Annotated in this window: 22 protein-coding genes and 1 other RNA gene; 8 read left to right on the forward strand and 15 right to left on the reverse strand. The window is 64.7% G+C overall.

Going from position 1 to position 24,310, the window contains the following annotated elements:
* The first annotated feature begins 118 nt into the window (after positions 1 to 118).
* The 3 genes from HHL15_RS09870 (at position 119) to pbpG (ending at position 4,940) form a co-directional block, all read left to right on the forward strand.
* Complete coding sequence (locus tag HHL15_RS09870; RefSeq protein ID WP_169145596.1) at positions 119 to 2,386, forward strand: NADP-dependent malic enzyme; 2,268 nt, start codon at positions 119 to 121, stop codon at positions 2,384 to 2,386.
* Positions 2,387 to 2,451: 65 nt separating this feature from the next.
* Positions 2,452 to 3,603, forward strand: coding sequence for a patatin-like phospholipase family protein (locus HHL15_RS09875; RefSeq protein ID WP_169145597.1), 1,152 nt, complete (start codon positions 2,452 to 2,454; stop codon positions 3,601 to 3,603).
* A 239-nt stretch (positions 3,604 to 3,842) separates the two neighbouring features.
* On the forward strand, positions 3,843 to 4,940 hold the full coding sequence (gene pbpG, locus HHL15_RS09880; protein ID WP_169145598.1) for a D-alanyl-D-alanine endopeptidase: 1,098 nt from the start codon (positions 3,843 to 3,845) through the stop codon (positions 4,938 to 4,940).
* 69 nt (positions 4,941 to 5,009) lie between these two features.
* On the opposite strand, the gene HHL15_RS09885 is transcribed toward pbpG, so the two are convergent.
* The 7 genes from HHL15_RS09885 to pmbA form a co-directional block, all read right to left on the reverse strand.
* Entirely contained in the window at positions 5,010 to 5,735 is a 726-nt protein-coding gene (locus tag HHL15_RS09885; RefSeq protein ID WP_169145599.1) for an IclR family transcriptional regulator, read from the reverse strand.
* A gap of 181 nt (positions 5,736 to 5,916) precedes the next feature.
* Positions 5,917 to 6,858 (reverse strand): nucleoside recognition family protein, encoded by a 942-nt coding sequence (locus tag HHL15_RS09890; RefSeq protein WP_169145600.1) that lies wholly within the window; start codon positions 6,856 to 6,858, stop codon positions 5,917 to 5,919.
* 91 nt (positions 6,859 to 6,949) lie between these two features.
* On the reverse strand, positions 6,950 to 7,687 hold the full coding sequence (locus HHL15_RS09895) for an LrgB family protein (protein ID WP_169145601.1): 738 nt from the start codon (positions 7,685 to 7,687) through the stop codon (positions 6,950 to 6,952).
* Positions 7,684 to 8,037 (reverse strand): CidA/LrgA family protein, encoded by a 354-nt coding sequence (locus tag HHL15_RS09900; protein ID WP_169145602.1) that lies wholly within the window; start codon positions 8,035 to 8,037, stop codon positions 7,684 to 7,686. The genes HHL15_RS09895 and HHL15_RS09900 overlap by 4 nt, the downstream gene beginning before the upstream one ends.
* Before the next feature lie 116 nt (positions 8,038 to 8,153).
* Positions 8,154 to 9,257 (reverse strand): TRAP transporter substrate-binding protein, encoded by a 1,104-nt coding sequence (locus HHL15_RS09905; protein ID WP_169145603.1) that lies wholly within the window; start codon positions 9,255 to 9,257, stop codon positions 8,154 to 8,156.
* Positions 9,258 to 9,365: 108 nt separating this feature from the next.
* Positions 9,366 to 10,463, reverse strand: a complete 1,098-nt coding sequence (locus HHL15_RS09910) for a TRAP transporter substrate-binding protein (protein WP_169145604.1) — start codon at positions 10,461 to 10,463, stop codon at positions 9,366 to 9,368.
* A gap of 71 nt (positions 10,464 to 10,534) precedes the next feature.
* Positions 10,535 to 11,875 (reverse strand): metalloprotease PmbA, encoded by a 1,341-nt coding sequence (gene pmbA / locus HHL15_RS09915; RefSeq protein ID WP_169145605.1) that lies wholly within the window; start codon positions 11,873 to 11,875, stop codon positions 10,535 to 10,537.
* 68 nt (positions 11,876 to 11,943) lie between these two features.
* Here pmbA and yjgA point away from each other — a divergent pair, with 68 nt between their 5' ends.
* The gene (gene yjgA / locus HHL15_RS09920; RefSeq protein ID WP_169145606.1) at positions 11,944 to 12,501 is read left to right on the forward strand and encodes a ribosome biogenesis factor YjgA; all 558 of its coding nucleotides are present in this window, start codon (positions 11,944 to 11,946) and stop codon (positions 12,499 to 12,501) included.
* Complete coding sequence (mog, locus tag HHL15_RS09925) at positions 12,498 to 13,088, forward strand: molybdopterin adenylyltransferase (RefSeq protein ID WP_169145607.1); 591 nt, start codon at positions 12,498 to 12,500, stop codon at positions 13,086 to 13,088. The genes yjgA and mog overlap by 4 nt, the downstream gene beginning before the upstream one ends.
* A gap of 63 nt (positions 13,089 to 13,151) precedes the next feature.
* Here the strand turns inward: mog and HHL15_RS26460 are convergent, their stop codons facing one another.
* The 8 genes from HHL15_RS26460 to HHL15_RS09960 all read right to left on the reverse strand — a co-directional run bounded on the left by HHL15_RS26460 (position 13,152) and on the right by HHL15_RS09960 (position 19,271).
* Positions 13,152 to 13,772 (reverse strand): MFS transporter, encoded by a 621-nt coding sequence (locus tag HHL15_RS26460; RefSeq protein ID WP_328825016.1) that lies wholly within the window; start codon positions 13,770 to 13,772, stop codon positions 13,152 to 13,154.
* A gap of 330 nt (positions 13,773 to 14,102) precedes the next feature.
* Entirely contained in the window at positions 14,103 to 14,261 is a 159-nt protein-coding gene (locus HHL15_RS26465; RefSeq protein WP_235943325.1) for a hypothetical protein, read from the reverse strand.
* Positions 14,262 to 14,406: 145 nt separating this feature from the next.
* Positions 14,407 to 14,770: a transfer-messenger RNA gene (ssrA, locus tag HHL15_RS09935) on the reverse strand.
* 61 nt (positions 14,771 to 14,831) lie between these two features.
* Entirely contained in the window at positions 14,832 to 15,488 is a 657-nt protein-coding gene (locus tag HHL15_RS09940) for an HAD-IA family hydrolase (protein ID WP_169145608.1), read from the reverse strand.
* Complete coding sequence (ubiG, locus tag HHL15_RS09945; RefSeq protein WP_169145609.1) at positions 15,481 to 16,203, reverse strand: bifunctional 2-polyprenyl-6-hydroxyphenol methylase/3-demethylubiquinol 3-O-methyltransferase UbiG; 723 nt, start codon at positions 16,201 to 16,203, stop codon at positions 15,481 to 15,483. The genes HHL15_RS09940 and ubiG overlap by 8 nt, the downstream gene beginning before the upstream one ends.
* 112 nt (positions 16,204 to 16,315) lie before the next feature.
* Positions 16,316 to 17,050, reverse strand: coding sequence for an OmpA family protein (locus tag HHL15_RS09950; protein WP_169145610.1), 735 nt, complete (start codon positions 17,048 to 17,050; stop codon positions 16,316 to 16,318).
* A gap of 89 nt (positions 17,051 to 17,139) precedes the next feature.
* Positions 17,140 to 18,459: a TRZ/ATZ family hydrolase gene (locus HHL15_RS09955; protein WP_169145611.1), complete on the reverse strand. Its 1,320-nt coding sequence runs from the start codon at positions 18,457 to 18,459 to the stop codon at positions 17,140 to 17,142.
* An 83-nt stretch (positions 18,460 to 18,542) separates the two neighbouring features.
* Complete coding sequence (locus tag HHL15_RS09960; RefSeq protein ID WP_169145612.1) at positions 18,543 to 19,271, reverse strand: OmpA family protein; 729 nt, start codon at positions 19,269 to 19,271, stop codon at positions 18,543 to 18,545.
* A gap of 215 nt (positions 19,272 to 19,486) precedes the next feature.
* On the opposite strand from HHL15_RS09960, the gene gyrA reads away from it, so the two are divergent.
* From gyrA to pheA, 3 genes are read left to right on the forward strand one after another with little or no spacing between them, the layout of a single operon-like run.
* Positions 19,487 to 22,078, forward strand: a complete 2,592-nt coding sequence (gene gyrA / locus HHL15_RS09965; protein WP_169145613.1) for a DNA gyrase subunit A — start codon at positions 19,487 to 19,489, stop codon at positions 22,076 to 22,078.
* A 27-nt stretch (positions 22,079 to 22,105) separates the two neighbouring features.
* Positions 22,106 to 23,188 (forward strand): 3-phosphoserine/phosphohydroxythreonine transaminase, encoded by a 1,083-nt coding sequence (gene serC, locus HHL15_RS09970; protein ID WP_169145614.1) that lies wholly within the window; start codon positions 22,106 to 22,108, stop codon positions 23,186 to 23,188.
* 41 nt (positions 23,189 to 23,229) lie between these two features.
* Positions 23,230 to 24,309 carry a prephenate dehydratase gene (gene pheA / locus HHL15_RS09975; protein ID WP_169145694.1) on the forward strand — a complete coding sequence of 360 codons (1,080 nt, stop codon included), beginning with the start codon at positions 23,230 to 23,232 and terminating at the stop codon, positions 24,307 to 24,309.
* The last annotated feature ends 1 nt before the right edge of the window (position 24,310 follow it).

The raw sequence follows: 24,310 nt of genomic DNA on the forward strand, positions 1-24,310 counted from the left end.
GACTTCTCCGTCATCCCGGCGTCGCTGCTGCATGCTGTGGAAGTCACGAATTGTGGTAACCCGCGTTTGGTCCGATCATGCTCGGACACCAACGCTTAAAACGGAGAGGGACGCACTCATGGATGAACAGATCCGCCAGGCCGCACTTGAATACCACCGTCTGCCCAAGCCGGGCAAGATTGCTGTCACGCCGACCAAGGCGCTGACCAACCAGCAGGATCTTTCGCTGGCCTACTCGCCCGGCGTGGCGGCCGCCTGCGACGCGATCGTCGAGGACCCGGGCGAGGCCGCCAACCTGACCTCCCGCAGCAACCTGATCGGTGTGATCACCAATGGTACGGCGGTGCTCGGCCTGGGCAACATCGGCCCGCTGGCGGCCAAGCCCGTCATGGAAGGCAAGGCCGTGCTTTTCAAGAAGTTCGCCGGCATCGACGTCTTCGACCTTGAAGTCGACGAGCCCGACGCGGACAAGCTGATCGACATGATCGCCGCTCTCGAGCCGACCTTCGGCGGCATCAACCTTGAGGACATCAAGGCGCCGGAGTGCTTCTACATCGAGAGCAAGCTGCGCGAGCGGATGAAGATCCCGGTCTTCCACGACGACCAGCACGGCACCGCCATCGTGGTCGGCGCGGCCATCCTCAATGGCCTGCATCTGCTGGGCAAGGATCTGTCCAAGGTCAAGCTGGTCACCTCGGGTGCCGGCGCCGCAGCGCTGGCCTGCCTGGATCTGCTGGTGATGCTGGGCGTGCCGGTCGAGAACATCTGGGTGACGGACCTCGAGGGCGTGGTCTACGAAGGCCGCACCGTGCTGATGGATCCGATCAAGGCCCGCTACGCCAAGAAAACCGATGCCCGCAAGCTGGGCGAGATCATCGAGGGCGCCGACGTTTTCCTCGGCCTCTCGGCGGGTGGCGTGCTGAAGGGCGAGATGGTGGCGAAGATGGCGCCCCGGCCGTTGATCATGGCCCTGGCCAACCCGACCCCGGAAATCCTGCCGGAAGAAGTCAAGAAGGTGCGCGATGATGCGCTGATGGCCACCGGGCGTTCGGACTACCCGAACCAGGTGAACAACGTGCTGTGTTTCCCCTTCATCTTCCGCGGTGCGCTTGACGTGGGGGCCACCACCATCACCGACCAGATGAAGCTGGCCGCGGTGAAGGCCATCGCCGAACTGGCCCGCGCCGAGGCGTCCGACATCGTTGCCGCAGCCTACGGCGAGCGACTGTCCGGCTTTGGCCCCGAATACATCATTCCCAAGCCCTTCGATCCGCGCCTGATCGTCAAGATCGCTCCGGAAGTGGCCCGGGCGGCCATGGAGTCTGGCGTGGCGACGCGGCCGATCACCGATTTCGAGGCTTACCGCCAGCAGCTCAACAACTTCGTGTGGCAGTCCGGCCTGGTCATGAAGCCGGTCTTCCAGGCCGCCAAGCGCGCGCCCAAGCGCATCATCTTCTCGGAAGGTGAAGCGGAGCGCGTGCTGCGCGCGGTGCAGACGGTGGTGGACGAAGGTCTGTGCCGGCCGATCCTGATCGGCCGCCCCGAGGTCATGCTGGCCAACATCGAGCGTTTCGGCCTGCGCCTGCGGCCGGAGCTGGACTTCGAGATGGTCAATCCCGATTCTGATCCGCGTTACGAGCAGCTGTGGTCCCACTATCACTCCCTGATGGAACGCAAGGGCGTGTCGGTGGAATATGCCCGCCGCGAGGTGCGCCGCCGCGCGACCCTGCTGGGTTCGCTGCTGCTCAAGTTCGGCTACGGTGACGGCATGATCTGCGGCACCTACGGCATGCACGGCCTGCACCTGCGCTTTATCGAGACGGTGCTGGGACGCCAGAAGAGCGTGCGCAACTTCTACACCATGAACGTGTTGTCGCTGCCCGAGCGCACCCTGTTCCTGTGTGACACCTACGTCAATTACGACCCGACGCCTGAGCAGGTGGTCGAGATGACCCGGCTGGCCGCCGATGAGGTGCGCCGCTTCGGCATCCAGCCGCGGATCGCGTTGCTGTCCCATTCGAGCTTCGGCACTGACAACTCGCCGACCGCCGAGAAGATGCGCAAGGCCCTGGTGATGCTGCACTCCGAGCATCCGGACCTGGACGTGGAGGGCGAAATGCACGGCGATGCGGCGCTCGATGCCGACATCCGCAAGCAGATCTTCCCCAACGCCAAGATGCGCGAGGACGCCAACCTGCTGATCTTCCCGACCCTGGACGCGGCCAACATCGCCTTCAACCTGCTCAAGACCGCTGCCGGCGAAGGCATGACCATCGGCCCGATCCTGCTCGGTTCGGCCAAGCCGGTGCACATCCTCACCCCCACCGCCACCGTGCGGCGGATCATCAACATGACGGCCCTGACGGTGGTTGAGGCCGGCCGTTGATGTAAGTCTGCGCTTCCCGGCCCGGCAGCCGTTAAACTCCGTGAGATTGATCACGGAGAGGCTGCATGGGCGAGGGGAGGGCTGCGCTTGTTCTGACCGGGGGAGGGGCGCGTGCCGCCTACCAGGTTGGTGTGATGGTTGCCGTCCGCGAGGTATGGGGGCGGCGCCCGGAAAACCCCTTTCCCATTATCTGCGGGACCTCGGCCGGAGCGGTCAATGCGGTCGCGCTGGCCGTGTTCTCCGCCAACTTCGACCAGGCGGTGCGCAAGCTCGCTTACATCTGGCGCAACTTCCGTGTCGATCATGTCTACAGGGCGGATACACCCGCCATCATGCAGTCGGTGTTGCGCTGGGGCTCGGCCCTGCTGCTGGGCTGGCTGATCCATCAATCCCCCCGTTCCTTGCTCGACAATGCGCCGCTGCGCCTGTTGCTCGAGGAGCAGCTGGATTTCAGCGCCATCGGCCGCTCCATCTCGGCGGGCAGCCTGCATGCCGTGTCGGTCACCGCGTCTGGGTACACATCGGGCGAGAGTCTGGCTTTCTTTCAGGGGGCGGAAGAGCTCCAGCCCTGGCGGCGGGCCCAGCGTGTCGGTCTGCGCGCCGAACTGCAGGTCGAGCATCTGCTGGCGTCCAGTGCCATTCCCTTCGTCTTCCCCGCCGTGCGCATCAACCGCGAGTATTTTGGCGACGGCTCCATGCGCCAGCTGGCGCCGATCAGTCCGGCCATCCACCTAGGGGCCGAGCGGATCCTGGTCATCGCCGGCGGGCGGCGTTCGGAGGAGGCCCGGCAGCGCACCGATGCCTATCCCTCGCCCGCCCAGGTGGCGGGCCACGCAATGTCCAGCATCTTTCTGGATGGTCTGGCCATGGATCTCGAGAGGATGGAGCGGATCAACGCCACCGTGGGAGCCCTGAGCCCCGAACAGCGGCGGGCGAGCGGCATCGGTCTGCGCGCCATCGAGACGCTGGTGATTGCGCCGTCCCAGAGACTGGATTATCTTGCCGCCCGGCATCGTGCTGCGCTGCCGCGGGCGCTCCGCCTGGTACTGAGAGGGGTCGGGGCGACGCGCAAGAACGGGTCGGTGCTGCTGTCCTACCTCTTGTTCGAGCGGGGTTATACCCGTGCTCTGATGGAGCTGGGTTACAGGGATGCGATGGCCCGTCGGGATGAATTGGCCCGCTTTCTGCGGGTTGAGCCGGCCCGGCCGGCCGCATGAGGATCCATCAGGCTGCGCTGCAGCAAAAAATCATTCACAAAAAACTTCAAATATTTAAAATAAGCCTTTATTTTGAATAGAAGTCTGCCGATACACAAAGCAGCCTCCCCGAACGGACCGGGGCCCAACCCGCAAGTGCCTGGCAGCCTGGCGCGCCGCCTCGCGGAATATGGCCCCCCGATGAATTTGTCAATCTGGAAGCCCTGAGGCTTCCGGCTCACGATCCAGTTTGAAGAACCATGAAAATCCGCCGAACCGTCATTGCCATCTTGAGCCTGTTTGCATTTGCCAGCGCCATTCCCGGCGTTGCGAGTGCCGCGTCGCACAAGGCCGAGTCAAAGAAGGAGCAGGCCTCCAAGCGCGTGAAGTCCGAGAAACCGGCTCGGGCCACCAAAGCCACCAAAGCCTCCGCCGGCCGTGAAACCACGGCGGGCAAACAGCAGGCCCGTGGACGCAAGGAGGTAAGCCTGGTGCGCGGGGAGGCAAAGGGGCGCAAGCTGAACTACCGGGAAGTGCAGACGCCTCACCGTGCCGCCGCGGATGTGGATGGAGATGGCAATCCGCTGCTGCATTCCGCGGCCTTCATGATCGCCGATCAGGCTACCGGCAATGTGATCCTCGAAAAGAACTCCGATGCCGTGCTGCCCATCGCTTCCATCACCAAGCTGATGACGGCCATGGTGGTGCTGGATGCCCGTCTCAGCCTGACCGACACCATCACGGTCACCAGCGATGACGTGGACACCCTGCGCAACAGCAGCTCCCATGTGCCGGTGGGGACCGAACTGGCCCGTGAGGACATGCTCCGCCTGGCGCTGATGAGCTCCGAGAACCGCGCCTCGTCGGCGTTGGCCCGCAACTACCCGGGCGGCTACCAGGCCTTCGTGGCGGCGATGAATCGCAAGGCGGTGTCCCTGGGCCTGCGGGACACCCGCTTCTCCGACGCGACCGGTCTCAATTCCGCCAACGTGTCCAGCGCCCGCGACCTGGTCAAGATGGTCTCCGCGGCGTCCCGCTATCCCTTGATTCGCGAGTTTTCCACCACGGCGAACTACGTCGTGCACCTCAACGGCCGGCCTCGTCAGTTCAACAACACCAATGCATTGGTGAGTAGCCCCGACTGGCAGATCGGCGTGTCCAAGACCGGCTTCATCAACGAGTCGGGCAAGTGCCTGGTGATGCAGGCCTGGTTGCTCAACAAGCCGATGATCATCGTGCTGCTGGACTCTTTCGGGCGCTTCACCCGGGTGGCGGATGCCCAGCGGGTCAAGCGCTGGCTCGAGAGCGCAGCGGTTCAACAGAAGCTGGCCCTGCACGGCCGTGGGCCGGCGACCTGAGCGGACCGGTCTTGAATGCAAAAGGGCGCCTACGGGCGCCCTTGTCGTTTGCTTGTCTGCTGCGCGACCCTAGCGCGGGGGGATATAGCCCAGGTCGCGGGAGATCTCGTCGGCAGTCTGGTGGATGAGCGGCGCCCAGTCGGGGTCGAAGCGCTCTGCGGGGGTCGATAGGGAGAGGCCGGCTATCAGTTCTCCGCTGTCGTCGCGAATGCCGGCGGCGATGCAGCGCACGCCGTTTTCCACCTCGTCCAGGTCGTAGGCCACGCCGTGGCGGCGCACCTTGTCGAGTTCTTTCTCGAGGGCCTGGAGGGTGGTGATGGAGGTGCTTGTGGTGCCGGGCAGGCCGGTGCGGCGGGCGTAGTCGCGGACCTTCTGGGCGCCATCTTCAACCAGGAACAGCTTGCCGGTGGCAGTGGTGTGCAAGGGCGCGCGGGCGCCGACGATGTGCACCACCCGCACTGAGGAGCGTCCGCTGGAGGTGCGCTCCACGTAGACGATCTCATCGCCGGCCCGGATGCCGAGATTGACGCTCTCGCCGGTGGTGGCATGCAGCTTGAGCATGGCCGGCATCGCGGTATCGCGCAGGGAGATCCGGGATTTGACCAGGCTGCCCAGTTCAAGCAGGCGGATGCCGAGGCGATAGACTCCGGAGTCGTTGCGCTCAACAAAGCCGCTGCTTGTCATGGCGCCGAGGATCCGGTGGGCGGTGGAGGGGTGCAAACCGGTTTCGGCGGCGAGTTGCTTGAGGGGAACGGGGTCCGCATGCCGGGCGAGGACGTCCAGCAGCGTCATCATGCGTTCGATGACCTGAATCGGATTTTTTGCGGGTTCTTGCGTGGACAACGGTGTATCTGCCTTCGATCAGGAGCTTCGATGGTAGCGCAGGGAAGGGCATTTCGCCTAATGAAATGCCGCACCACTGCGACGAAATGCCGGCTTCCCTTGCATGGGCCACCCGCTTGCCCGGCAGGGCGCTTCAGCCGGCCACCGCATGTCCCAGCATGCGCACCGCGATGCCTGCGCAGGCGCCAAGGGTGGCGGGCTTCCAGACGTCGGCGACACGGCGCCCGGCCGAGATGAGCACCGCCACGCCGGGAATGTCCAGGGGGTGGATCAACAGGCCGGCGCTGACGCCATTGAGGGTGGCGGCATTGGCTGTGCCGGCCCGGATCATCTCGTCCATGATGCCCATCATCGCTGTACCGCCGGCCAGGTACTTGGTCAGGGTCGGGAGGATCAGGGCGGGATCGGCGCCGATGGCCAGCAGGAGCGGCGACAGGAGCGTGGTCAGGGCATCGAGGACGCCGACACGGCGCAGGGCCAGCACTACGGTGAGCGACAGCACCAGCATGGGGATGGCCCCCACGGCGATCTTGAAGGCTTCCGCGCCGGCCCGGTTGATGACGTCCAGCACACCCTTGGCGTTGTCGGCCACCGGGTGCTGGAGTGTTTCGTTGAGCGTGTGTTCCACGGCTGACAGCTTGCGTCCAAAGACGTAATAGGTGGCCGCCGAGGCCACCAGGCCGCCGACCAGCGACCAGCCCAGCACAATGCCGAAGTGCAGGCCCATGGCAGCCATGGGCATGGACACATTGGCCTGGGCCATGGCCATGACCATGGCCAGGGTGGCGGCCAGGTGGCGGCTGGAGGCGCCGCGCTGGTCCATCATGGCAAGGGTGGCCACCGGTGCGGCGAAGCTCACGAAGTTGATCTGCAGTGCAGCGAAGACACCCAGGCCGGTCAGGCCGGCGGGGCGCAGCAGCGGGGCGAGGCGCGCCACTGCCCAGTCCAGCACGCCCCTGGCTTCGAGCAGCCGCATCAGCGACAACATGACCACCATGACGGGCAGCAGCACGAAGAAGGACAGTTCGACCGCGGAGCGACCGGCCCGCAGGATGACGTCGATCAGCAAGTCCATGGGTGCGGTGCAGCAAAAATGGCAACGGCCCTGATTATCAGGGCCGTCCCAGGGGGCGACAAGCTGAGGGGAACCCTAGTTCACGCTACGTTCAGGGGCGTACCAGCGGAGCCAGCAGCGGCAGCAGCCAGGGCAGGGTAAGCGCTGTGAACAGGCCGTTGAGGCCCATGGCGAGCGCGGCGAAGGCTCCGGTCTGCTCACTGATCTGAAAGGCGCGGGCCGTGCCGATGCCGTGGGAGGCAAGCCCCATGGCAAAGCCCACGCTGGCCTCGTCCTTCACGCCCAGGCGGCGGAGCAGGCCGGCGGCAAAGATGGCGCCGAAGATGCCGGTCAGGATGACGAACACGGCGGTCAGCGAGGCCAGGCCACCGAGGCGTTCGGCGACGCCCATGGCGATGGGTGTGGTTACGGACTTGGGAGCGAGGGATGCCACCGTGGGCGCACTGGCGCCAAGCAGCGCGCCGATGGCGTAGGCCGACAGGCCGGCTGTGAGAGAGCCCACGACCAGGGCCACCAGCAGTGGGCCGCCCATGGCGACGAGGCGTTTCAGCTGGCTGTGCAAGGGGATGGCGAGGGCCACGGTGGTGGGGCCCAGCAGGAAGTGCACGAACTGGGCGCCGTCGAAATAGCGTTGATACGGTGTGCCGGTGAGGCTCAGCAAGGCGACCAGGATGGTCACGGAGACCAGCACCGGATTGACGGCCGGATGGCCGCCGGCCTTGCGGTGCAAGGCGATGGCGAGCAGGTAGGCGGCCAGGGTGAGGGTCAGCCAGAGCAGGGGCTGCGCCGAGAGGTAGACCCAGATCTCGGTCATGCTTTCGGTGTTCATCGGGAGGCCTCGCGCCCTTGCCGTGTAAGGACATGCAGGGTCAGCCCGGTTGCGGCGAGGCCCAGCACGGTGCTGACGACGAGGGCGATGGCAATCGGCCAGGCCTCGTCGGCGAGGCGGCCCACGTGCAGCATCACGCCCGTGCCGGCCGGCACGAACATCAGGGACAGGTGTTGCAGCAGGGTTCCCGATGTGTGGCGCAGGTCGTCGCCGGGGCCGCCGCGGGCGACCAGCCAGATCAGCAGCAGGGCCATGCCGAGCACCGGCCCCGGCACCGGGAGGTGCAGGGCAACCCGCAAGGTTTCGCCAGCCAACTGGAAGGCAAGCAGCAGGGCGAAGGCTTGGATCATCGGTTTCTCTCCTTGTGTGCGCAGGGTTTGTGGTTCGAGGATGGGCGGCATGCCGGCGCAATACAATGAAAAAGGCCGCGCTAAGCGCGGCCTCGCCTGCCGGGGGCGGGCAGTGCTTACTTCTTGGCCTTGGCGCTGGCGCTGCGGGTCGCCTGCATGAAGTTGTCGTAACGGTTTTCGGCGACGGCAAACCATTGCAGCTGTTCGTCCCGGAATTTCTTCCAGGCTTCGTAGATCTTCTTGAACTTCGGATTGGCTGCGGCGGTTTCCTCGTAGAGCTCGTTGGCTGCCTTGAAGGCAGCAGCCATGACCTCGTTGGGGAAGGGGCGCAGCTGCGTACCGGAGCCGACCAGCTGCTTCAGCGCGGTGGGGTTCTTGGCATCGTAGCGGGCCTGCATTTCGGCGTGGGCGTAGAGGCAGGCGTCTTCCAGGATGGTCTGGTATTCCTTGGGTAGCGCAGCCCAGTTCTTCTGGTTCACGTACAGGGAGATCTGCGGGCCGCCTTCCCAGAAGCCCGGATAGTAGTAGTACTTGGCGACCTTGTTGAAGCCCAGCTTCTGGTCATCGTAGGGGCCGATCCATTCGGCTGCATCGATGGTGCCTTTTTCGAGGGCGGGGTAGATGTCGCCCCCCGGGATCTGCTGGGGGACCACGCCAAGACGGGCGAGAACCTGGCCGGCGAAGCCGCCGCAGCGGAACTTGAGACCCTTGAGGTCTTCGACGGTCTTGATCTCCTTGCGGAACCAGCCGCCCATCTGGGCGCCCGTGTTGCCACAGGGAATGTTGTAGATGTTGTAGTCCTTGAAGAACTCGCGGAACAGCTCAAGGCCGCCGCCTTCCATCATCCAGGCAGTTTGCTGGCGGCTGTTGAGGCCGAAGGGGATGGCCGTATCGATGGCGAACGTGGGGTCCTTGCCAACGAAGTAGTAGGAGCAGGTGTGGCCGGCTTCGACGGTGCCGTCCTTGACGGCGTCGAGCACGCCCGGGCCGGGGACGATTTCACCGGCTGCAAAGACCTGGATCTGGAACTTGCCGCCAGTGGCTGCAGCCACCCGTTTGGCGACTACGTCGGCACCGCCGTAGATGGTGTCGAGGGACTTGGGAAAGCTGGATGCCAGGCGCCATTTGATGGTGGGCAGCTCCGCAGCGAGGGCGGGGGCGGCAACAGCTCCAGCAGCAACGCCTACGCCGGCTTTTTTGATGAATGAACGTCGTTCCACTTTGTCTCCTCCAGGAATCGCTATACAAGGTGCAAAAGATTATTCATGACCCCCCCCGGGCCGCACAGTGAGGAAAACCCTATGCGGCGGGGGCGGGGGAGGGTGGATTTACTTACGGCCCTTGCCCGTGCGCGCGGCCTGCATGAAGTTGTCGAAGCGGTTCTCGGCGACCGCAAACCACTGCACCTGGTCGTCGCGGAATTTCTTCCAAGCGTCGTAGATCTTCTTGAACTTCGGGTTCTTGGCCGCGGTTTCCTCGTACAACTCCATGGCGATCTTGTAACCCGCAGCCATCACGTCGTGGGGGAAGGGGCGCAACTGGGTGCCGCTGCCGATCAGCTGCTTGAGCGCGGGCGGGTTCTTCACGTCGTAGGCGGCCTGCATTTCGGCGTGGGCGTAGAGGCAGGCATCTTCCAGGATGGTCTGGTATTCCTTGGGCAGGGAGGCCCAGGCCTTGGCGTTGACGTAGATGGACAGCTGCGGACCACCCTCCCACCAGCCCGGGTAGTAGTAGTACTTGGCTACCCGGTTGAAGCCCAGCTTCTGGTCATCGTAGGGGCCGATCCACTCGGTCGCGTCGATGGTGCCCTTCTCCAGTGCCGGGTAGATGTCGGCCGGCGGGATCTGCTGGGGCACGACGCCCATTTTGGCGAGGACCTGGCCGGCGAAGCCACCGACACGGAACTTGAGGCCCTTGAGGTCTTCGACGGTTTTGATCTCCTTGCGGAACCAGCCGCCCATCTGGGTGCCGGTGTTGCCACAGGGGATGTTGACGATGTTGTAGTCCTTGAAGAACTCGCGCATCAGCTCGAGCCCGCCGCCATCAAACATCCAGGCGCTTTGCTGGCGGCTGTTGAGGCCGAAGGGCAGGGCGGTGTCGAAGGCCAGGGCGGGGTCCTTGCCGATGTACCAGTAGGATGCGGCGTGACCCATCTCGACAGTGCCGTCCTTGACTGCATCAAGGACGCCCGGGGTGGGCACGATCTCACCCGCGGCGAAGAGGGAGATCTGGAACTTGCCGCCGGTGGCTGCAGCCACCCGCTTGGCGACGGTTTCGGTGGCGCCGAAGATCGCGTCGAGGGTCTTGGGGAAGCCGGACGCCAGGCGCCACTTGATGGTCGGCAGCTCGGCCGCCAGGGCCGGGGCGGTGGCTGCGCCGGCTGCAACGCCGACAGCAGCCTGCTTCAGGAAGGAACGCCGTTCCATGATGTTTCCTCTTCTTTCTCTTTCTGGACGGTGGGATGAACCCGGGGGATATGACTGAATGTGTGGCCGGATCAGGCGCCAGCCACGGTCATGCGCTCGACGAGGATGGAGCCGCAGTGCTTGGAGCCGCGCACCAGGACGTCGGAGCCGATCTCGCGGATGCCCATCAGCATGTCCTTGAGATTGCCGGCGATGGTGATCTCGTGCACCGGGTACTGGATCTTGCCGTTCTCGACCCAGAAGCCCGCCGCGCCGCGGGAATAGTCGCCGGTGACGTAATTGACGCCGTGGCCGAGCAGCTCGGTGACCAGCAGGCCCCGGTCCATCTGCTTGACCAGGCCTTCGAGGTCGTACTGGCCGGGCTTGACCAGCAGATTGTGGCTGCCGCCGGCATTGCCGGTGGTCTGCATGCCGAGCTTGCGGGCCGAGTAGGTGCTGAGGAAGTAGCCCTGCAGCACGCCGTCGATGATGACTTCCCGGTCGTGCGTGGCCACGCCGTCGTCGTCGAAGGGGCTGCTGGCAAAAGCCTTGGCCAGGTGCGGCCGCTCGGAGATCTGGATGTGGGACGGGAAGACCTGCTTGCCCAGGCTGTCGAGCAGGAAGCTGGACTTGCGGTACAGGGCGCCGCCGCTCACCGCGTGCACGAAGGCGCCGATCAGGCCGGCGGCGAGAGGTGCTTCGAACAGCACCGGCACCTCGCAGGTGGAAATCTGGCGCGCGTCGAGGCGGGCCAGGGCCCGGCGTGCGGCAAAGGTACCGATTTCGTCTGCATCGGCCAGATCGGCCGGATCGCGCTTGGTGGTGTACCAGTCGTCGCGCTGCATGTCGTCGCCCTCGCCGGCAATCACCGAGCAGGACAGGTAGTGGCGCGAGCTGGCGTAACCACCCATGAAGCCCAGGCTGTTGGCCGAAATGAAGTGGGCTTCCTGCATCGATACGCTGGCCCCGTCGGAATTGCGGATCTCGGGGCTGACCGCAAAGGCGGCCCGCTCGCAGCGCCGAGCCAGCTCGATGGCGTCTTCGGTGGAGATCTTCCAGGGGTGGTAGAGGTCGAAGTCCGGAAACTCGCGGGCCAGAAGGGCCTCGTCGGGCAGGCCCGACGCCGGATCGGGGGCCGTGAAGCGGGCGATCGAGATGGCGGCATCGACGGTGGCCTTCAGCGAGTCCCGGGAGAAGTCCGAGGTGCTGGCATAGCCACGCTTCTGGCCGTCGTAGATGGTGACGCCGATGCCCTTGTCCCGGTTGTATTCGATAGTGTCCACCTCGTCGCGGCGCACCGTGACGGACTGCCCGAAGCCTTCGGATACGTCCACCTCGCAGGCGCTGGCGCCGCGCTTTCTGGCGAACTTGAGAATGTCATCGGCGAGGGTCTTGAGATTGTCCTGACTGAAGCTGAAACGGTTGTCGGCCATGGCGTGAGCGGTGGGAGCTGAGGCTAAAGGCTATAATCTTACCCTTACCGAGCATTTCCCGCGCCCAGATGGCCCATCACAAATACCACCACGACGAAGAAGAAGACCTCGGCCCCAGCAAGTCCGAGATGAAACGGGCCAGCAAGGCCCTCCAGGACCTGGGGGCCGAACTGGCCGAGCTTGGCAAGGAACGGCTTGCCAAGGTGCCCATCGACGAAGATCTGCGCGACGCGGTCAAGGACTACCAGCGTTTTCCGTCCCATGAAGCCAAGCGCCGCCAGCTCCAGTACATCGGCAGGCTGATGCGCAATGTCGATCCCGAGCCGATTCGTGCGGCGCTGGATGCCTTCAAGGGCGTCTCCGCGGTTGAAACGGCCAAAATGCACCGCCTCGAGCAACTGCGTGCCCGTCTGATCGAGGACGAGAAGACTCTACATGACATCGCTGAAGCCCACCCGGGTGCCGATCTGCAGCATCTCCGCGTGCTGCGCCGGAACGCGATCAAGGAGAAGGAAGCCAACAAGCCGCCGCGTGCCTTCCGTGAGCTATTCCGGGTTCTGCGCGAGCTGGAATACGGCACGGACGCCGCCGGGCAGTCCGATATGGATGAAGGAGACGATGAATGAGCGAAGTGGTGAAGATCGGCCTCGTGTCGATCAGCGACCGGGCCTCGGCGGGTGTTTACGAAGACAAGGGCATCCCGGCCCTGCAGGCGTGGCTGGCCAGGACCCTCACCACCCAGTGGCAGGCGGAAGTGCGGCTGATTGCCGACGACCAGCCGACCATCGAGGAGACCCTGATCGAGCTGTGCGATCAGGCCGGCTGCGCCCTCGTGCTCACCACCGGCGGCACCGGGCCGGCCCTGCGCGACGTCACCCCGGAGGCGACCCTCGCGGTCGCCCACAAGGTGATGCCGGGCTTCGGCGAGCAGATGCGCCAGATCAGCCTGGCCTTCGTGCCCACCGCCATCCTGTCCCGCCAGGTCGGGGTGGTCCGCGGCAACTCGCTGATCCTCAACCTGCCCGGGCAACCCAAGGCCATCGCCGAGACCCTCGAAGGGCTCAAGGATGCCGACGGCAAGCAGAAGGTGCCGGGGATATTCGCCGCGGTGCCCTATTGCATCGACCTGATCGGCGGGCCCTACATCGAAACCAATGAGGCGGTCGTCAAGGCATTCCGTCCCAAGTCGGCGCTCCGCCCCAAGCTCGCATAGATTCAGGCGGGTGCCGCTGGCAATCCTGGTGTCCGTGCGGGCCCTCCCGCGTCAGCTGGCAGATCAGGGTTTCCTGGCAGGCCGAGCAATGCCATGTCTCTGAAGGCGGCCCCCCGCATAGAACGTGAACGCGGCGCCGAGCTGGTCCCAGAGCAGCCCTGCCACGACGCTGGCGGTCAGCATGGCGAGACCGCTGACCAGGTTGAAGAAGCCGAACGCGGTGCCCCGGAGGTCTGCGGGGGCGGTGTCTGCCACCATGGTCGCCAGCAGACCCTGCGACATGCCCATGTGCGCGCCCCACAGGGCAACGCCGGTGAGTACCGTCGTCCAGTGGTCGTGCAGCGCCAGGACCAGATCGGCGGCAATCAGGACGATCAGGCCCAGGGCCAGGGGAGTCTTGTGGCTCATCCGGTCGGACAGCTTGTCGAACGGATAAGCGGACGCCGCATAGACCACATTCATGGCCACCATCATCAGCGGCGCCGGTGCAAGGGCGATCCCTCCCTGCTGGGCTCGCAGTACCAGGAAGGCTCCGCTGAAGCGGGCCAGCGTAAATGCCGCGCCCACGCCGACCACCCACCAGTGCGCCCCGCTCAGGCGCCCCAGGTTTTCCCGCCGGATCGGGTTGCTGCGCTTCTCTCCAGCGTGGCGCGCCGGCTCACGCATGCCGAACAGCAGCAGCACGGCTGTGAGCCGGCCGGGAACCACGGCCACCCAGAAACGGCCCGGAAGTTATTGGCCCACAGCAGCATCAGGCCGACAGCCAGCAGCGGCCCCAGAAATGCACCCACCCGTATCCAGGGACTGCCGAAGGCCGAAGGTCGCACCACGTAGTTCCGACGGAGCGATGTCTGCCGCCAGGGCATCCCGCGGTGCCCCCTTCACGCCCTTGCCAACCCGGTCCAGCAGGCGTGTCGTGAACACGAAGCCAGTGGTCGGTGCGATGGCAAAAAGCGGTTTGGTCAGGGCGCCCAGGGCGTAACCGAAGAGTGCAAGGCCCTTGCGCCTGCCCAGCTAGTCGCTCGGCGCGCCCGAGAACACCTTGACGATCAGCGCCGTCGATTCGGTCAGGCCCTCGATCAAGCCGACGGTGAATGCACTTGCGCCGAGCGCGCCGACCATGAATAGCGGCAGCAGGCTGTGGATCATCTCGGACGAGATGTCCATCAGCATGCTCACAAACCCTAGTAGCCAGACGCCGGAGGGGATCCGGCCGAGAGGTGCTGGCGTACTCGTCCTTGCCTTTGTGTCTGCCGGAGCTGGTATTCCGCACCCTGCAATGAAAACGCCAAGTGAAATCAATCACTTGGCGTTGAATTGGTGGAGCCGGGGGGAATCGAACCCCCGTCCGCAAGTCCTCTACAGTCAGTTCTACATACTTAGCCGACCTACTTGGATTTAACCCGGGGTTTAGCCAGTCGGCAGGCCGACCACGGGCGAGTCACCTTGAGTTTCGCGCCGGACCAAGTAACCCGATCCATTGCTAGTCCCTGTAAATGACGCTGCAATGGGTTTGACCCCATCTGACCCAGGAACGAATCAGTGCAGCGGCTCAAGCCTTAAGCGGCGAGAGCGAAACGCTCGTCGTTGGCGTTTGTAGTTTTCCAGTGGATTTACGAGGTAACTGGTCCTCGGTATGCCCTGATCTGCTTTGCAACCCACGTCGAAGCCAGGTCGGCCCCATGTTGTGCTGCTTTTGTTTTGTCCCGGTTTTGCCAGGACAGTTCCTGATGATAGCACGTATCAACTGTGTCTCAGCAGGGCAAGGATGTCCAGAGGGTGTTCGATGATGGTGTCGGCGTTCCAGGCCTGGATGGGCTCGGCGCTTCCGAGGTAGCCGTAGGCTGCCGCCACGGTAGTCATGCCGGCTGCGCGGCCTGCCTGGATGTCACGGATGTCGTCGCCCACGTACAGGCTCCGCTGCGGCGTGTGTCCGGTCAGGGCGCAGGCGTGAAGGAGCGGGTCGGGATGGGGTTTGGGCCGGCTGGCCGTGTCTCCACCGACAATGCAGGCGCAGCGTTCGGCCAGACCCAGTGCGGCGATGATGGGGCGTGCCAGGCGTTCCGCCTTGTTGGTGACGACGCCCCAGGTGATGCCCATGGCGTCCAGCTGCTCGAGCAGTTCTTCCATGCCTGCGAACAGGCGGGTCTCGATGCAGAGTGCTTCGCTGTACAGCGCCAGGAAGCGGGTGGCCAGGGGCGCGTAGGTCTCGTCTTCGGGCTGCAGTCCGAAGCCTGCGCCGAGCATGCCGCGCACGCCCTGCGATACGCGCGGGCGAAGCACTTCATAGGGGCTTGGAGGAAGCCCCTGTTCGGCCTTGAGGCGGTTCAGCGTGCCGGCCAGATCCGGGGCCGTGTCGGCGAGGGTGCCATCAAGGTCGAAGAAGATGGCTTCAGCCATGCCGGGTGGTGCGCATCAGGTAATTGACGTCCGTATCCTGGCCGAGTGCGTAGATTTCACTCAGGGGGTTGTAGGTCATGCCGATCAGTTCATTGACATCCAGGCCGGCGTTTCGCACGTGGCGGGCCAGTTCGGACGGCTTGATGAACTTGGCGTATTCATGGGTGCCTTTGGGTAGGAGCTTCAGAACGTATTCGGCGCCGACCACTGCCATCAGGTAGGACTTGAGGTTGCGGTTGAGGGTGGAAAAGAATACCTGCCCACCGGGCTTCACCAGCGCGGCGCAGGCCTGGATGGTGCTGGCCGGGTCCGGGACGTGTTCGAGCATCTCCATGCAGGTCACCACGTCGAAGCTGGCGGGGGCTTCGAGGGCCAGGGCTTCGGCGGCGATCAGCCGGTAATCGACGGTCTGGCCGCTTTCATATAGATGCAGGCGGGCGACGCCGAGCGCCTTCTCTGAGAGATCCACGCCGGTCACCTGGGCGCCCCGCGCGGACATGGACTCGGCGAGGATGCCTCCGCCGCAGCCAATGTCGACCACCTTCTTGCCATTCAGACCGACGGCTGCATCGATCCAGTCGAGACGAAGGGGGTTGATCCGGTGGAGCGGTTTGAATTCGGATTCGGGGTCCCACCAGCGATGGGCAAGGTCACTGAATTTCTGGAGTTCGGCGGGGTCGGCATTCATGGCGGAAACGGAAAGGGGCGGATTCATGATGGCAAGCCGAATTGTATTGCGAGAGCCTGGGCTTGGGGCGGGCCGGTAAAAAACAAAAAGCCCTGCAAGGCAGGGCTTTTTGAGGACAGGCGGAAAATCTGTCGGCGTATTACTTGGTGCCGATGACTTCGATTTCCACGCGACGGTCCGGCTGCAGGCACTCGACCAGCTTCTTGTTCTTGCCGGAGTCCTTGCCCAGGTTCTTGCACTTGTCACCGGTCACGGGCTGCTTTTCGCCCTTGCCTTCGGTGTAAACGCGGTTGGCTTCAACGCCCTTGCCGACCAGGTAGTCCTTGACGGCGGCAGCGCGCTTCTCGGACAGCTTCTGGTTGTAGGCGTCGCCACCGATGCGGTCGGTATGGCCAACGGCGAGGATGACTTCGAGCTTCACGCTCTTGGCCTTGGCCGCCAGGTCGTCGAGCTTGGTCTTGCCGGCGGGCAGCAGAACGGCCTTGTCGAATTCGAACAGGGCGTCAGCGGCCAGCTTGATCTTCTCGGCCATCGGGGCCGGAGCGGCTGCAACCGGAGCGGCCTTGGAGCCGGCGGCCGGGGCGGCTGCTACGGGCTTCACACACTTGTCCTGGGCGACGACGTCCTTGTCGCATTCGCAGCCAACCGGGAATTCGCCGGCCATGGTGGTGGAGGCGGCGGCGGGGGTCCAGTAGCCAGTGCGCCAGCACAGGTCGTTGCCGCTGCGGGCGACGACAGCGCGGGAGTCGATCACGTAAGGCACTTCGCCCTTCGTATCAACAACGACGTCTTTGGCGAAGCTGGCGGAGGCGGACAGGCCGAGAGCGGCAAGTGCGGCGGCCATCAGCAGTTGTTTTTTGGCTTGTTTGATCATCGTTTTCCTCGTCGCAAGGCAAAGGGGTAGAACCGGAAAATTCATCCTGGCCGCCTGAGATACTAATAAAGTCAGGCAGCATATCCAATTCATTGGCGGAGCTTATTCTGCCATAGGCGGGCGATGCTCAATAGTTCGGTGTTGGATATTTGCAACAGTTCGCCGTCCCTGAGGCGGGGTTGTCCGTTGATCCAGACATCGGATACCGCATGTCGTCCGAGCACGTATATCAGGTGAGATGCAGCCTCGTAGAGCGGGAGGGTGTCCGGGGCGTCGATGCGCATGGCGCACAGATCGGCGGCCTTGCCGGGCAGCAGCGATCCGATGGTGGCTTCGAGGCCGAGGGCGCGGGCGCCGTGCAGGGTGGCCATGCGCAGGGCTTCGTGGGCCGGGACGGCCGATGCGTCCTGGCTGGTCAGTTTGGCCAGCAGGCTGGCATGGTGCATTTCGCGCCACAGGTCGAGGCGGTTGTTGCTGGCTGCGCCATCGCTGCCCAGGCCTACCGCCAGGCCGGCGTCGAGCAGGGCCTTGATCGGGGCTGAGCCGCTGGCGAGCTTCATGTTCGAGACTGGGCAGTGGGCGATGGTGCAGCCTTGTCGTGCCAGCCGCTCGATGTCCCCCTTGTCGAGATGCACGGCGTGCACGCCGATCAGGTTGGGCCCCAGCAGGCCGAGTTCGTCAAGCCGCTGGATGGGCCGCTTGCCGTGTTCCCGCAGGCTGGCCTCGATTTCATCGCTTGTTTCATGAATGTGGATATGAATGGGGAGTTCGAGCTCTTCGGCGAGGGTGCCGATGCGTTCGAAGCTGCGGTCCGACACGGTGTAGGGGGCGTGAGGGGCGAGGGCGAAATGGATCAGCGGGTCGTCGCGCCAGGCTTCCCGGGTCGCCAACCCCTTTGCGAGGTAATCGTCTGCATCCGAGGCGTACTGGGATGGGAATTCGATCACCGTGATGCCAAGTACTGCACGCAGGCCCAGGCGGTCGAAGGCTTCCGCGGTGGCCTGGGGAAAGAAGTACATGTCGTTGCAGGTGGTGATGCCGCCACGCAGCATCTCTGCGCCGGCGAGCAGGCTGCCGTCCCGCACGAAGGCCGGGGAGGCGTGGCGGGCCTCGGCAGGCCAGATGGCTTCTTGCAGCCAGCGCATCAGGGGAAGGTCGTCGGCAAGGCCGCGCATCAGGCTCATGGCGGCATGGCAGTGCAGGTTGACCAGGCCTGGGGTGAGGATGTGGTCCGGCAGGCTGACCGTTTCGGTGGCGGCGAAGCGGTTGCGGGCCTGTTCGATGGGCAGTAAGGCCTCGATCCGGCCGTTGCGGATGGCGATCGCGTGGTGCTCCAGCGTGGTGTCCCGGGGTTCGACCGGGATGATGTAGCGTGCTTCGATCAGCAGGTCCACCGGAGTCGGCGTCATGGGGCAGGTCCGTGTCGATTGGTTGATCCAAATGAAAACCCCGCCGGTTGGCGGGGTTTCGGATGGTGCCGGCGGGGGCCAGATTACTTGGCGGGGCCCTTCACGTCCACGGTGACGCGGCGGTTGGGGGTCAGGCATTCGATCAGCTTCTTGCGGCCGAGCTTGTCGTCGCAGCTCTTGATCGGCTGGGTCTTGCCGGCGCCCATGGTGTCGATCAGGTCGGACTTCACGCCCTTGCTGATCAGGTAGGCCTGGACGGCGTCGGCGCGCTTTTCGGACAGCTTCTGGTTGTAGGCTTGGGTGCCGAGGCGGTCGGTGTGGCCGGTGACGATCACGGAGGTGACGTTGGCGCAGGTGCCGAGCTTGGCGAGCACGGCGCTGTCGAGGTTCTGCCGGGCGGCGGGGGTGAGGGTGGCCTTGTTGAAGGCGAAGGAGTTGTCGGCCGACAGGGTGGCGCTGAAATCACACTTGGCCGGCGCGGCGGGTGCGGCAACGGGCGTTACAACGGTTGCGGGGGCGGCAACAGGGGCAGGGGCCGAAGGTGCGCACTTGTCGGCTCCGACCACGTCCTTGTCGCATTCGCAGCCCACCGGGCGTTCGCCGGCCTTGGTCTCGCCGGCCGCGCCGGGGGTCCAGTAGCCGGTACGCCAGCACAGGTCGGCGCCGCTCTTGGTGACCACGTTGCGCTGGTCGGTCACGTAGGGGACTTCGCCCTTCGGGTCGACGACGATGTCCTTCGACTGAGCCATCGCGGAGAGGCTGGCGAGCATCAGGAGGGTCGTGGTGGCCAGGCGGAAGGTGCTTGCGGTCATGGGTTTTCTCCTCGGAACGGATGAGGCGCTTCTGGCGCCCGTCTGGTGTTGTAGGTGGCGGCCGGATTAGAGCATACGAGGGCTGGCGCTCACAATCGGCGTGCGAATGCCGATGCCCTGTTTCGGTGCACAGGAGGCGGGAGTGGGGCATCGGTGGCGTGCTAAACTCCGTGTTTTTCGTCTTTCCGACGAATAGTCGAATTCTCGCGGTAGCCATGATCCCGTTCGCCAAAGAAACCTTACCCATCAGCCTCGAAGACGAGATGCGTCACGCCTACCTGGATTACGCGATGAGCGTGATCGTGGGTCGGGCCCTGCCCGATGTGCGCGACGGCCTCAAGCCGGTGCACCGGCGCGTGCTGTTTGCCATGCACGAGCTGGGCAATGACTGGAACAAGGCTTACAAGAAGTCTGCCCGTATCGTCGGTGACGTGATCGGTAAGTATCACCCCCACGGCGATCAGTCGGTGTATGACACCATCGTGCGGATGGCGCAGCATTTTTCCTTGCGCTACATGCTGGTGGATGGTCAGGGCAACTTTGGTTCGGTCGACGGCGACAGCGCGGCGGCCATGCGTTACACCGAAGTCAGGATGGCCAAGATCGGTCACGAGCTGCTCGCCGACATCGAGAAGGAAACCGTTGATTTCGGGCCCAACTACGATGGCTCCGAAAAGGAGCCGCTGGTTCTGCCGGCGCGCATCCCCAATCTGCTGATCAATGGATCGGGTGGTATCGCGGTGGGCATGGCCACCAACATCCCGCCGCACAACCTCACCGAAGTGGTGGATGGCTGTCTGCGCATGCTGCAGGAGCCCGACGTGTCCATCGATGAGCTGATCAAGATCATCCCCGCGCCGGACTTCCCGACCGCCGGCCTGATCTACGGCCTGTCCGGCGTGCATGAAGGTTACCGTACCGGGCGTGGCCGGGTGGTGATGCGGGCGCGCACCCACTTCGAGGACATCGGCAAGGGCGACCGCCAGGCGATCATCGTCGACGAGATTCCTTACCAGGTTAACAAGAAGACCCTGATCGAGAAGATCGCCGAGCTGGTCAACGAAAAGAAGATCGAGGGCATCAGCGACATCCGCGACGAATCGGACAAGTCGGGCATGCGCATGGTCATCGAGCTCAAGCGCAACGAAGTGCCCGACGTGGTGCTGAACAACCTGTTCAAGCAGACCCAGCTGCAGGACACTTTCGGCATGAACATGGTGGCGCTGGTGGATGGCAAGCCGCGCCTGCTCAACCTCTACCAGATGATCGACTGCTTCCTCGCCCACCGGCGCGAGGTGGTCACCCGGCGCACCATCTTCGAGCTCCGCAAGGCGCGCGAACGGGGTCACATTCTGGAAGGCCTGGCGGTTGCTCTGTCCAACGTGGACGAGATCATTGCCCTGATCAAGGCCGCGCCGACGCCGCCCGAGGCCAAGAAGGCCCTGATGGGCCGCCAGTGGCGTTCTGCCCTGGTCGAGGAGATGCTTGCCCGTGCGGCAGCCGACAGTTTCCGTCCGGAAGCCCTGGCCCCCGAGTTCGGCCTGTCGGGCCAGGGCTACCGCCTCTCCGACGCCCAGGCCCAGGCCATTCTCGAACTGCGCCTGCAGCGCCTGACCGGCCTGGAGCAGGACAAGATCGTTGCCGAGTACAAGGAAGTGATGGACAACATCGCCGACCTGCTCGACATCCTGGCCCGCCCGGAGCGCATCACTGCGATCATTGCAGACGAGCTGAGCCTCATCAAGCAGCAGTTTGGCGATCCGCGGCGTGCCGAGGTGGTGATGAACACTGCCGACATCAACATCGAGGACCTGATCGCGCCGCAGGACATGGTGGTGACCTTGTCCCACACCGGCTATTTCAAGCGCCAGCCCCTGACCGACTACCGTGCCCAGAAGCGTGGCGGGCGTGGCAAGCAGGCGGCGGCAGTGAAGGACGACGACTTTGTCGACCAGCTTTTCGTGGCCAACACCCACGACCACATCCTGTGCTTCTCCAACCGTGGCCGTCTGTACTGGCTCAAGGTGTACGAGGTGCCGGAAGGCACCCGCAACAGCCGTGGCCGACCCATCGTCAACCTCTTCCCGCTGCTCGAAGGCGAGAAGATCACCGCCGTGCTGCCGGTCAAGGTGTTCGACGAAGGCCACTTCATCTTCATGGCCACGGCACAGGGCACGGTCAAGAAGACCCCGCTCACCGATTTCTCCAACCCGCGCAAGGCCGGCATCATTGCGGTGGGGCTGGATGAGGGCGACTACCTGGTGGGCGTCGCGATCACCGATGGTCAGCATGACGTCATGATGTTCTCCGACGCCGGCAAGGCGGTGCGCTTCAGCGAGAATGACGTGCGTCCGATGGGCCGTCAGGCCCGTGGCGTGCGCGGCATGATGCTGGAGGACGGCCAGACCGTGATCGCCATGCTGGTGGCCAGCAACGAAGAGCAGAGCGTGCTCACCGCCACCGAGAACGGCTATGGCAAGCGTACCCCGATCGGCGAGTACACCCGCCACGGCCGTGGCACCAAGGGCATGATCGCGATCCAGACCTCCGACCGCAATGGCAAGGTGGTGGCGGCGACGCTGGTGACCGAGAAGGACCAGATCATGCTGATCACCACCGGCGGCGTGCTGGTGCGCACCCGTGTCTCCGAGATCCGCGAGATGGGCCGGGCCACCCAGGGTGTAACCCTGATCTCGGTGGATGAAGGCAGCACCCTGTCCGGCGTCCAGAAGATCCTCGAGGGCGAGGAGGAGGACCAGGACACCGGTGAGGTGGAAGGCGGCGAAGGCGATCAGCCGGCGGCCTGAGCAGAACGAGCAACAAGGATTCGGACAATGCGGATATTCAACTTCTCGGCCGGTCCGGCCGTCCTGCCCACCACCGTGCTGGAGCAGGTTCGCGATGAACTCCTCGATTGGCGCGGCCGGGGCATGGGCATCATGGAAATGAGCCACCGGGGCAAGGATTTCTCCGGCGTCATCGCCGAGGCGGAGGCCGATCTGCGCGAACTGATGGGCATTCCGGCCAACTACAAGGTGCTGTTCCTGCAGGGCGGGGCCACCCAGCAGTTCGCCCAGATTCCCATGAACCTGCTGGCAGGGCGTTCGGCCGACTATATCGTCACCGGCGCCTGGTCCAAGAAGGCCTACAAGGAAGCCCAGCCCTTCGGCGCGGTGCGCCTGGCGGGCAGCACCGAGGCCGATGCATTCACCCGGCTGCCCCGTGCGGATGAGCTCAAGCTCGACCCGCAGGCGGCCTACCTGCACATCTGCACCAACGAGACCATCCACGGCGTCGAGATGTTCGATGTGCCGGAGGCGCCTGCCGGCGTGCCGCTGGTGGCGGACATGAGCTCCCACATCCTGTCGCGGCCGATGGATGTGTCGCGCTACGGCCTGATTTACGCCGGTGCGCAAAAGAACATCGGCCCCGCCGGCCTGGTCATCGTGATCGTGCGGGAAGACCTGCTCGGCAAGGCTTCGGCGATCACCCCGGGGGTCATGAACTACGCGGTGATGGCGGAGCATGGGTCCATGCTCAACACGCCGCCGACCTTCGGCATCTATCTTGCCGGCCTGATCTTCAAGGATCTCAAGGCGCAGGGGGGGCTGGCGGCCGTCGAGCAGAGCAATATCGCCAAGGCAAGCAAGCTCTACGACGCCATCGCCGCGAGCGGTGGCTTCTACCGCAATCCGGTGGAGCTCTCCGCCCGTTCGCGCATGAACGTTCCCTTCACCCTGGCCAATCCGGCCCTGGACGCCGACTTTCTGGCCGAGGCCGCCGAACTGCGCCTGTCCGGACTGAAGGGGCATAAGTCGGTGGGAGGCATGCGGGCGTCGATCTATAACGCCATGAGCCTCGAAGGTGTGGATGCGCTGGTGGCGCTGATGCAGGATTTCGCTGCCCGCAAGGGTTGAGTGGAGCGGTTTCGTTGTCAGGAGCGGGAATGAACGAAGGGATGCTGCAGGAGCTGGGCGTGGTGCGCGAGCAGATCGACGCCATTGATGCCCAGATGCTGGCGCTGCTCAACCAGCGCGCCAAGTGTGCCCAGCACGTGGGCGAGATCAAGGCCAGGTACGGTGATGCCGGGTACATCTACCGGCCGGAGCGGGAGGCCCAGGTGCTGCGGCGGATCCAGTCGCTCAACGAGGGGCCCTTGCCCAATGAGAGCGTGACCTTCTTCTTCCGCGAGGTCATGTCCGCCTGCCTGTCCCTCGAGACGCCGCTGGGCATCGCCTTCCTCGGCCCCCTCGGCACCTTCTCCGAGAGTGCCGCCGTCAAGCATTTCGGCCACGCCGCCCGCCTGGCACCCCAGGGCACCATCGACGACGTGTTCCGCGAGGTCGAGGCCGGTCATGCCCATTACGGCGTGGCGCCGGTGGAGAACTCCACCGAAGGCGCGGTGGGGCGCACCCTCGACCTGCTGCTCGGCTCCTCGCTGAAGATCTGTGGCGAGGTCGTGCTGCGCATTCACCAGCACCTGATGACCCGGGAGACCGAGCTGGGCAAGATCACCAAGGTCTATTCCCATGCCCAGTCGCTGGCCCAGTGCCACGAGTGGCTGAACCGCTCCCTGCCTGGTGTGCCGCGCATCTCGGTGGGCAGCAATGCCGAGGCTGCCCGCCTGGCCTCCATCGAGCCGGGCGCGGCTGCCATTGCCGGTGAGGCCGCCTCCGAACGTTACGACCTGCCGCGTCTGGTCGAGAGCATCGAGGATGAGCCCAACAACACCACCCGTTTCCTGGTGCTCGGCCGCCACGACGCCGGCCGGACCGGGGCAGACAAGACCTCGCTGATTCTGTCCGCAGCCAACCGCCCCGGTGCCGTGCACGAACTGCTGGCGCCCCTCGCCAAGGCGGGTGTGTCGATGAACCGCCTGGAGTCCCGTCCGGCCCGTGCGGCGCTGTGGGAGTACGTGTTCTACGTGGATATCGAAGGCCATCGGGACGATCCGGCCGTCAAGGCTGCCCTCGATGACCTGGCGGGCCGCGCGGCTTACCTCAAGGTCCTGGGGTCCTATCCCCAGGCCGTTTACTGAT

The organism is Zoogloea dura, assembly GCF_012927165.1.
GTDB classification, from domain to species: domain Bacteria; phylum Pseudomonadota; class Gammaproteobacteria; order Burkholderiales; family Rhodocyclaceae; genus Zoogloea; species Zoogloea dura.

Bases quoted from the DNA above. Each gene is read 5' to 3' on its own strand.
- HHL15_RS09870 (WP_169145596.1), top strand. From the start codon at position 119: ATGGATGAACAGATCCGCCAGGCCGCACTTGAATACCACCGTCTGCCC.
- HHL15_RS09875 (WP_169145597.1), top strand. From the start codon at position 2,452: ATGGGCGAGGGGAGGGCTGCGCTTGTTCTGACCGGGGGAGGGGCGCGT.
- pbpG (WP_169145598.1), top strand. From the start codon at position 3,843: ATGAAAATCCGCCGAACCGTCATTGCCATCTTGAGCCTGTTTGCATTT.
- HHL15_RS09885 (WP_169145599.1), bottom strand. From the start codon at position 5,735: ATGATGACGCTGCTGGACGTCCTCGCCCGGCATGCGGACCCCGTTCCC.
- HHL15_RS09890 (WP_169145600.1), bottom strand. From the start codon at position 6,858: ATGGACTTGCTGATCGACGTCATCCTGCGGGCCGGTCGCTCCGCGGTC.
- HHL15_RS09895 (WP_169145601.1), bottom strand. From the start codon at position 7,687: ATGAACACCGAAAGCATGACCGAGATCTGGGTCTACCTCTCGGCGCAG.
- HHL15_RS09900 (WP_169145602.1), bottom strand. From the start codon at position 8,037: ATGATCCAAGCCTTCGCCCTGCTGCTTGCCTTCCAGTTGGCTGGCGAA.
- HHL15_RS09910 (WP_169145604.1), bottom strand. From the start codon at position 10,463: ATGGAACGGCGTTCCTTCCTGAAGCAGGCTGCTGTCGGCGTTGCAGCC.
- pmbA (WP_169145605.1), bottom strand. From the start codon at position 11,875: ATGGCCGACAACCGTTTCAGCTTCAGTCAGGACAATCTCAAGACCCTC.
- yjgA (WP_169145606.1), top strand. From the start codon at position 11,944: ATGGCCCATCACAAATACCACCACGACGAAGAAGAAGACCTCGGCCCC.
- mog (WP_169145607.1), top strand. From the start codon at position 12,498: ATGAGCGAAGTGGTGAAGATCGGCCTCGTGTCGATCAGCGACCGGGCC.
- HHL15_RS26465 (WP_235943325.1), bottom strand. From the start codon at position 14,261: ATGCTGATGGACATCTCGTCCGAGATGATCCACAGCCTGCTGCCGCTA.
- HHL15_RS09940 (WP_169145608.1), bottom strand. From the start codon at position 15,488: ATGGCTGAAGCCATCTTCTTCGACCTTGATGGCACCCTCGCCGACACG.
- ubiG (WP_169145609.1), bottom strand. From the start codon at position 16,203: ATGAATCCGCCCCTTTCCGTTTCCGCCATGAATGCCGACCCCGCCGAA.
- HHL15_RS09950 (WP_169145610.1), bottom strand. From the start codon at position 17,050: ATGATCAAACAAGCCAAAAAACAACTGCTGATGGCCGCCGCACTTGCC.
- HHL15_RS09955 (WP_169145611.1), bottom strand. From the start codon at position 18,459: ATGACGCCGACTCCGGTGGACCTGCTGATCGAAGCACGCTACATCATC.
- HHL15_RS09960 (WP_169145612.1), bottom strand. From the start codon at position 19,271: ATGACCGCAAGCACCTTCCGCCTGGCCACCACGACCCTCCTGATGCTC.
- gyrA (WP_169145613.1), top strand. From the start codon at position 19,487: ATGATCCCGTTCGCCAAAGAAACCTTACCCATCAGCCTCGAAGACGAG.
- serC (WP_169145614.1), top strand. From the start codon at position 22,106: ATGCGGATATTCAACTTCTCGGCCGGTCCGGCCGTCCTGCCCACCACC.
- pheA (WP_169145694.1), top strand. From the start codon at position 23,230: ATGCTGCAGGAGCTGGGCGTGGTGCGCGAGCAGATCGACGCCATTGAT.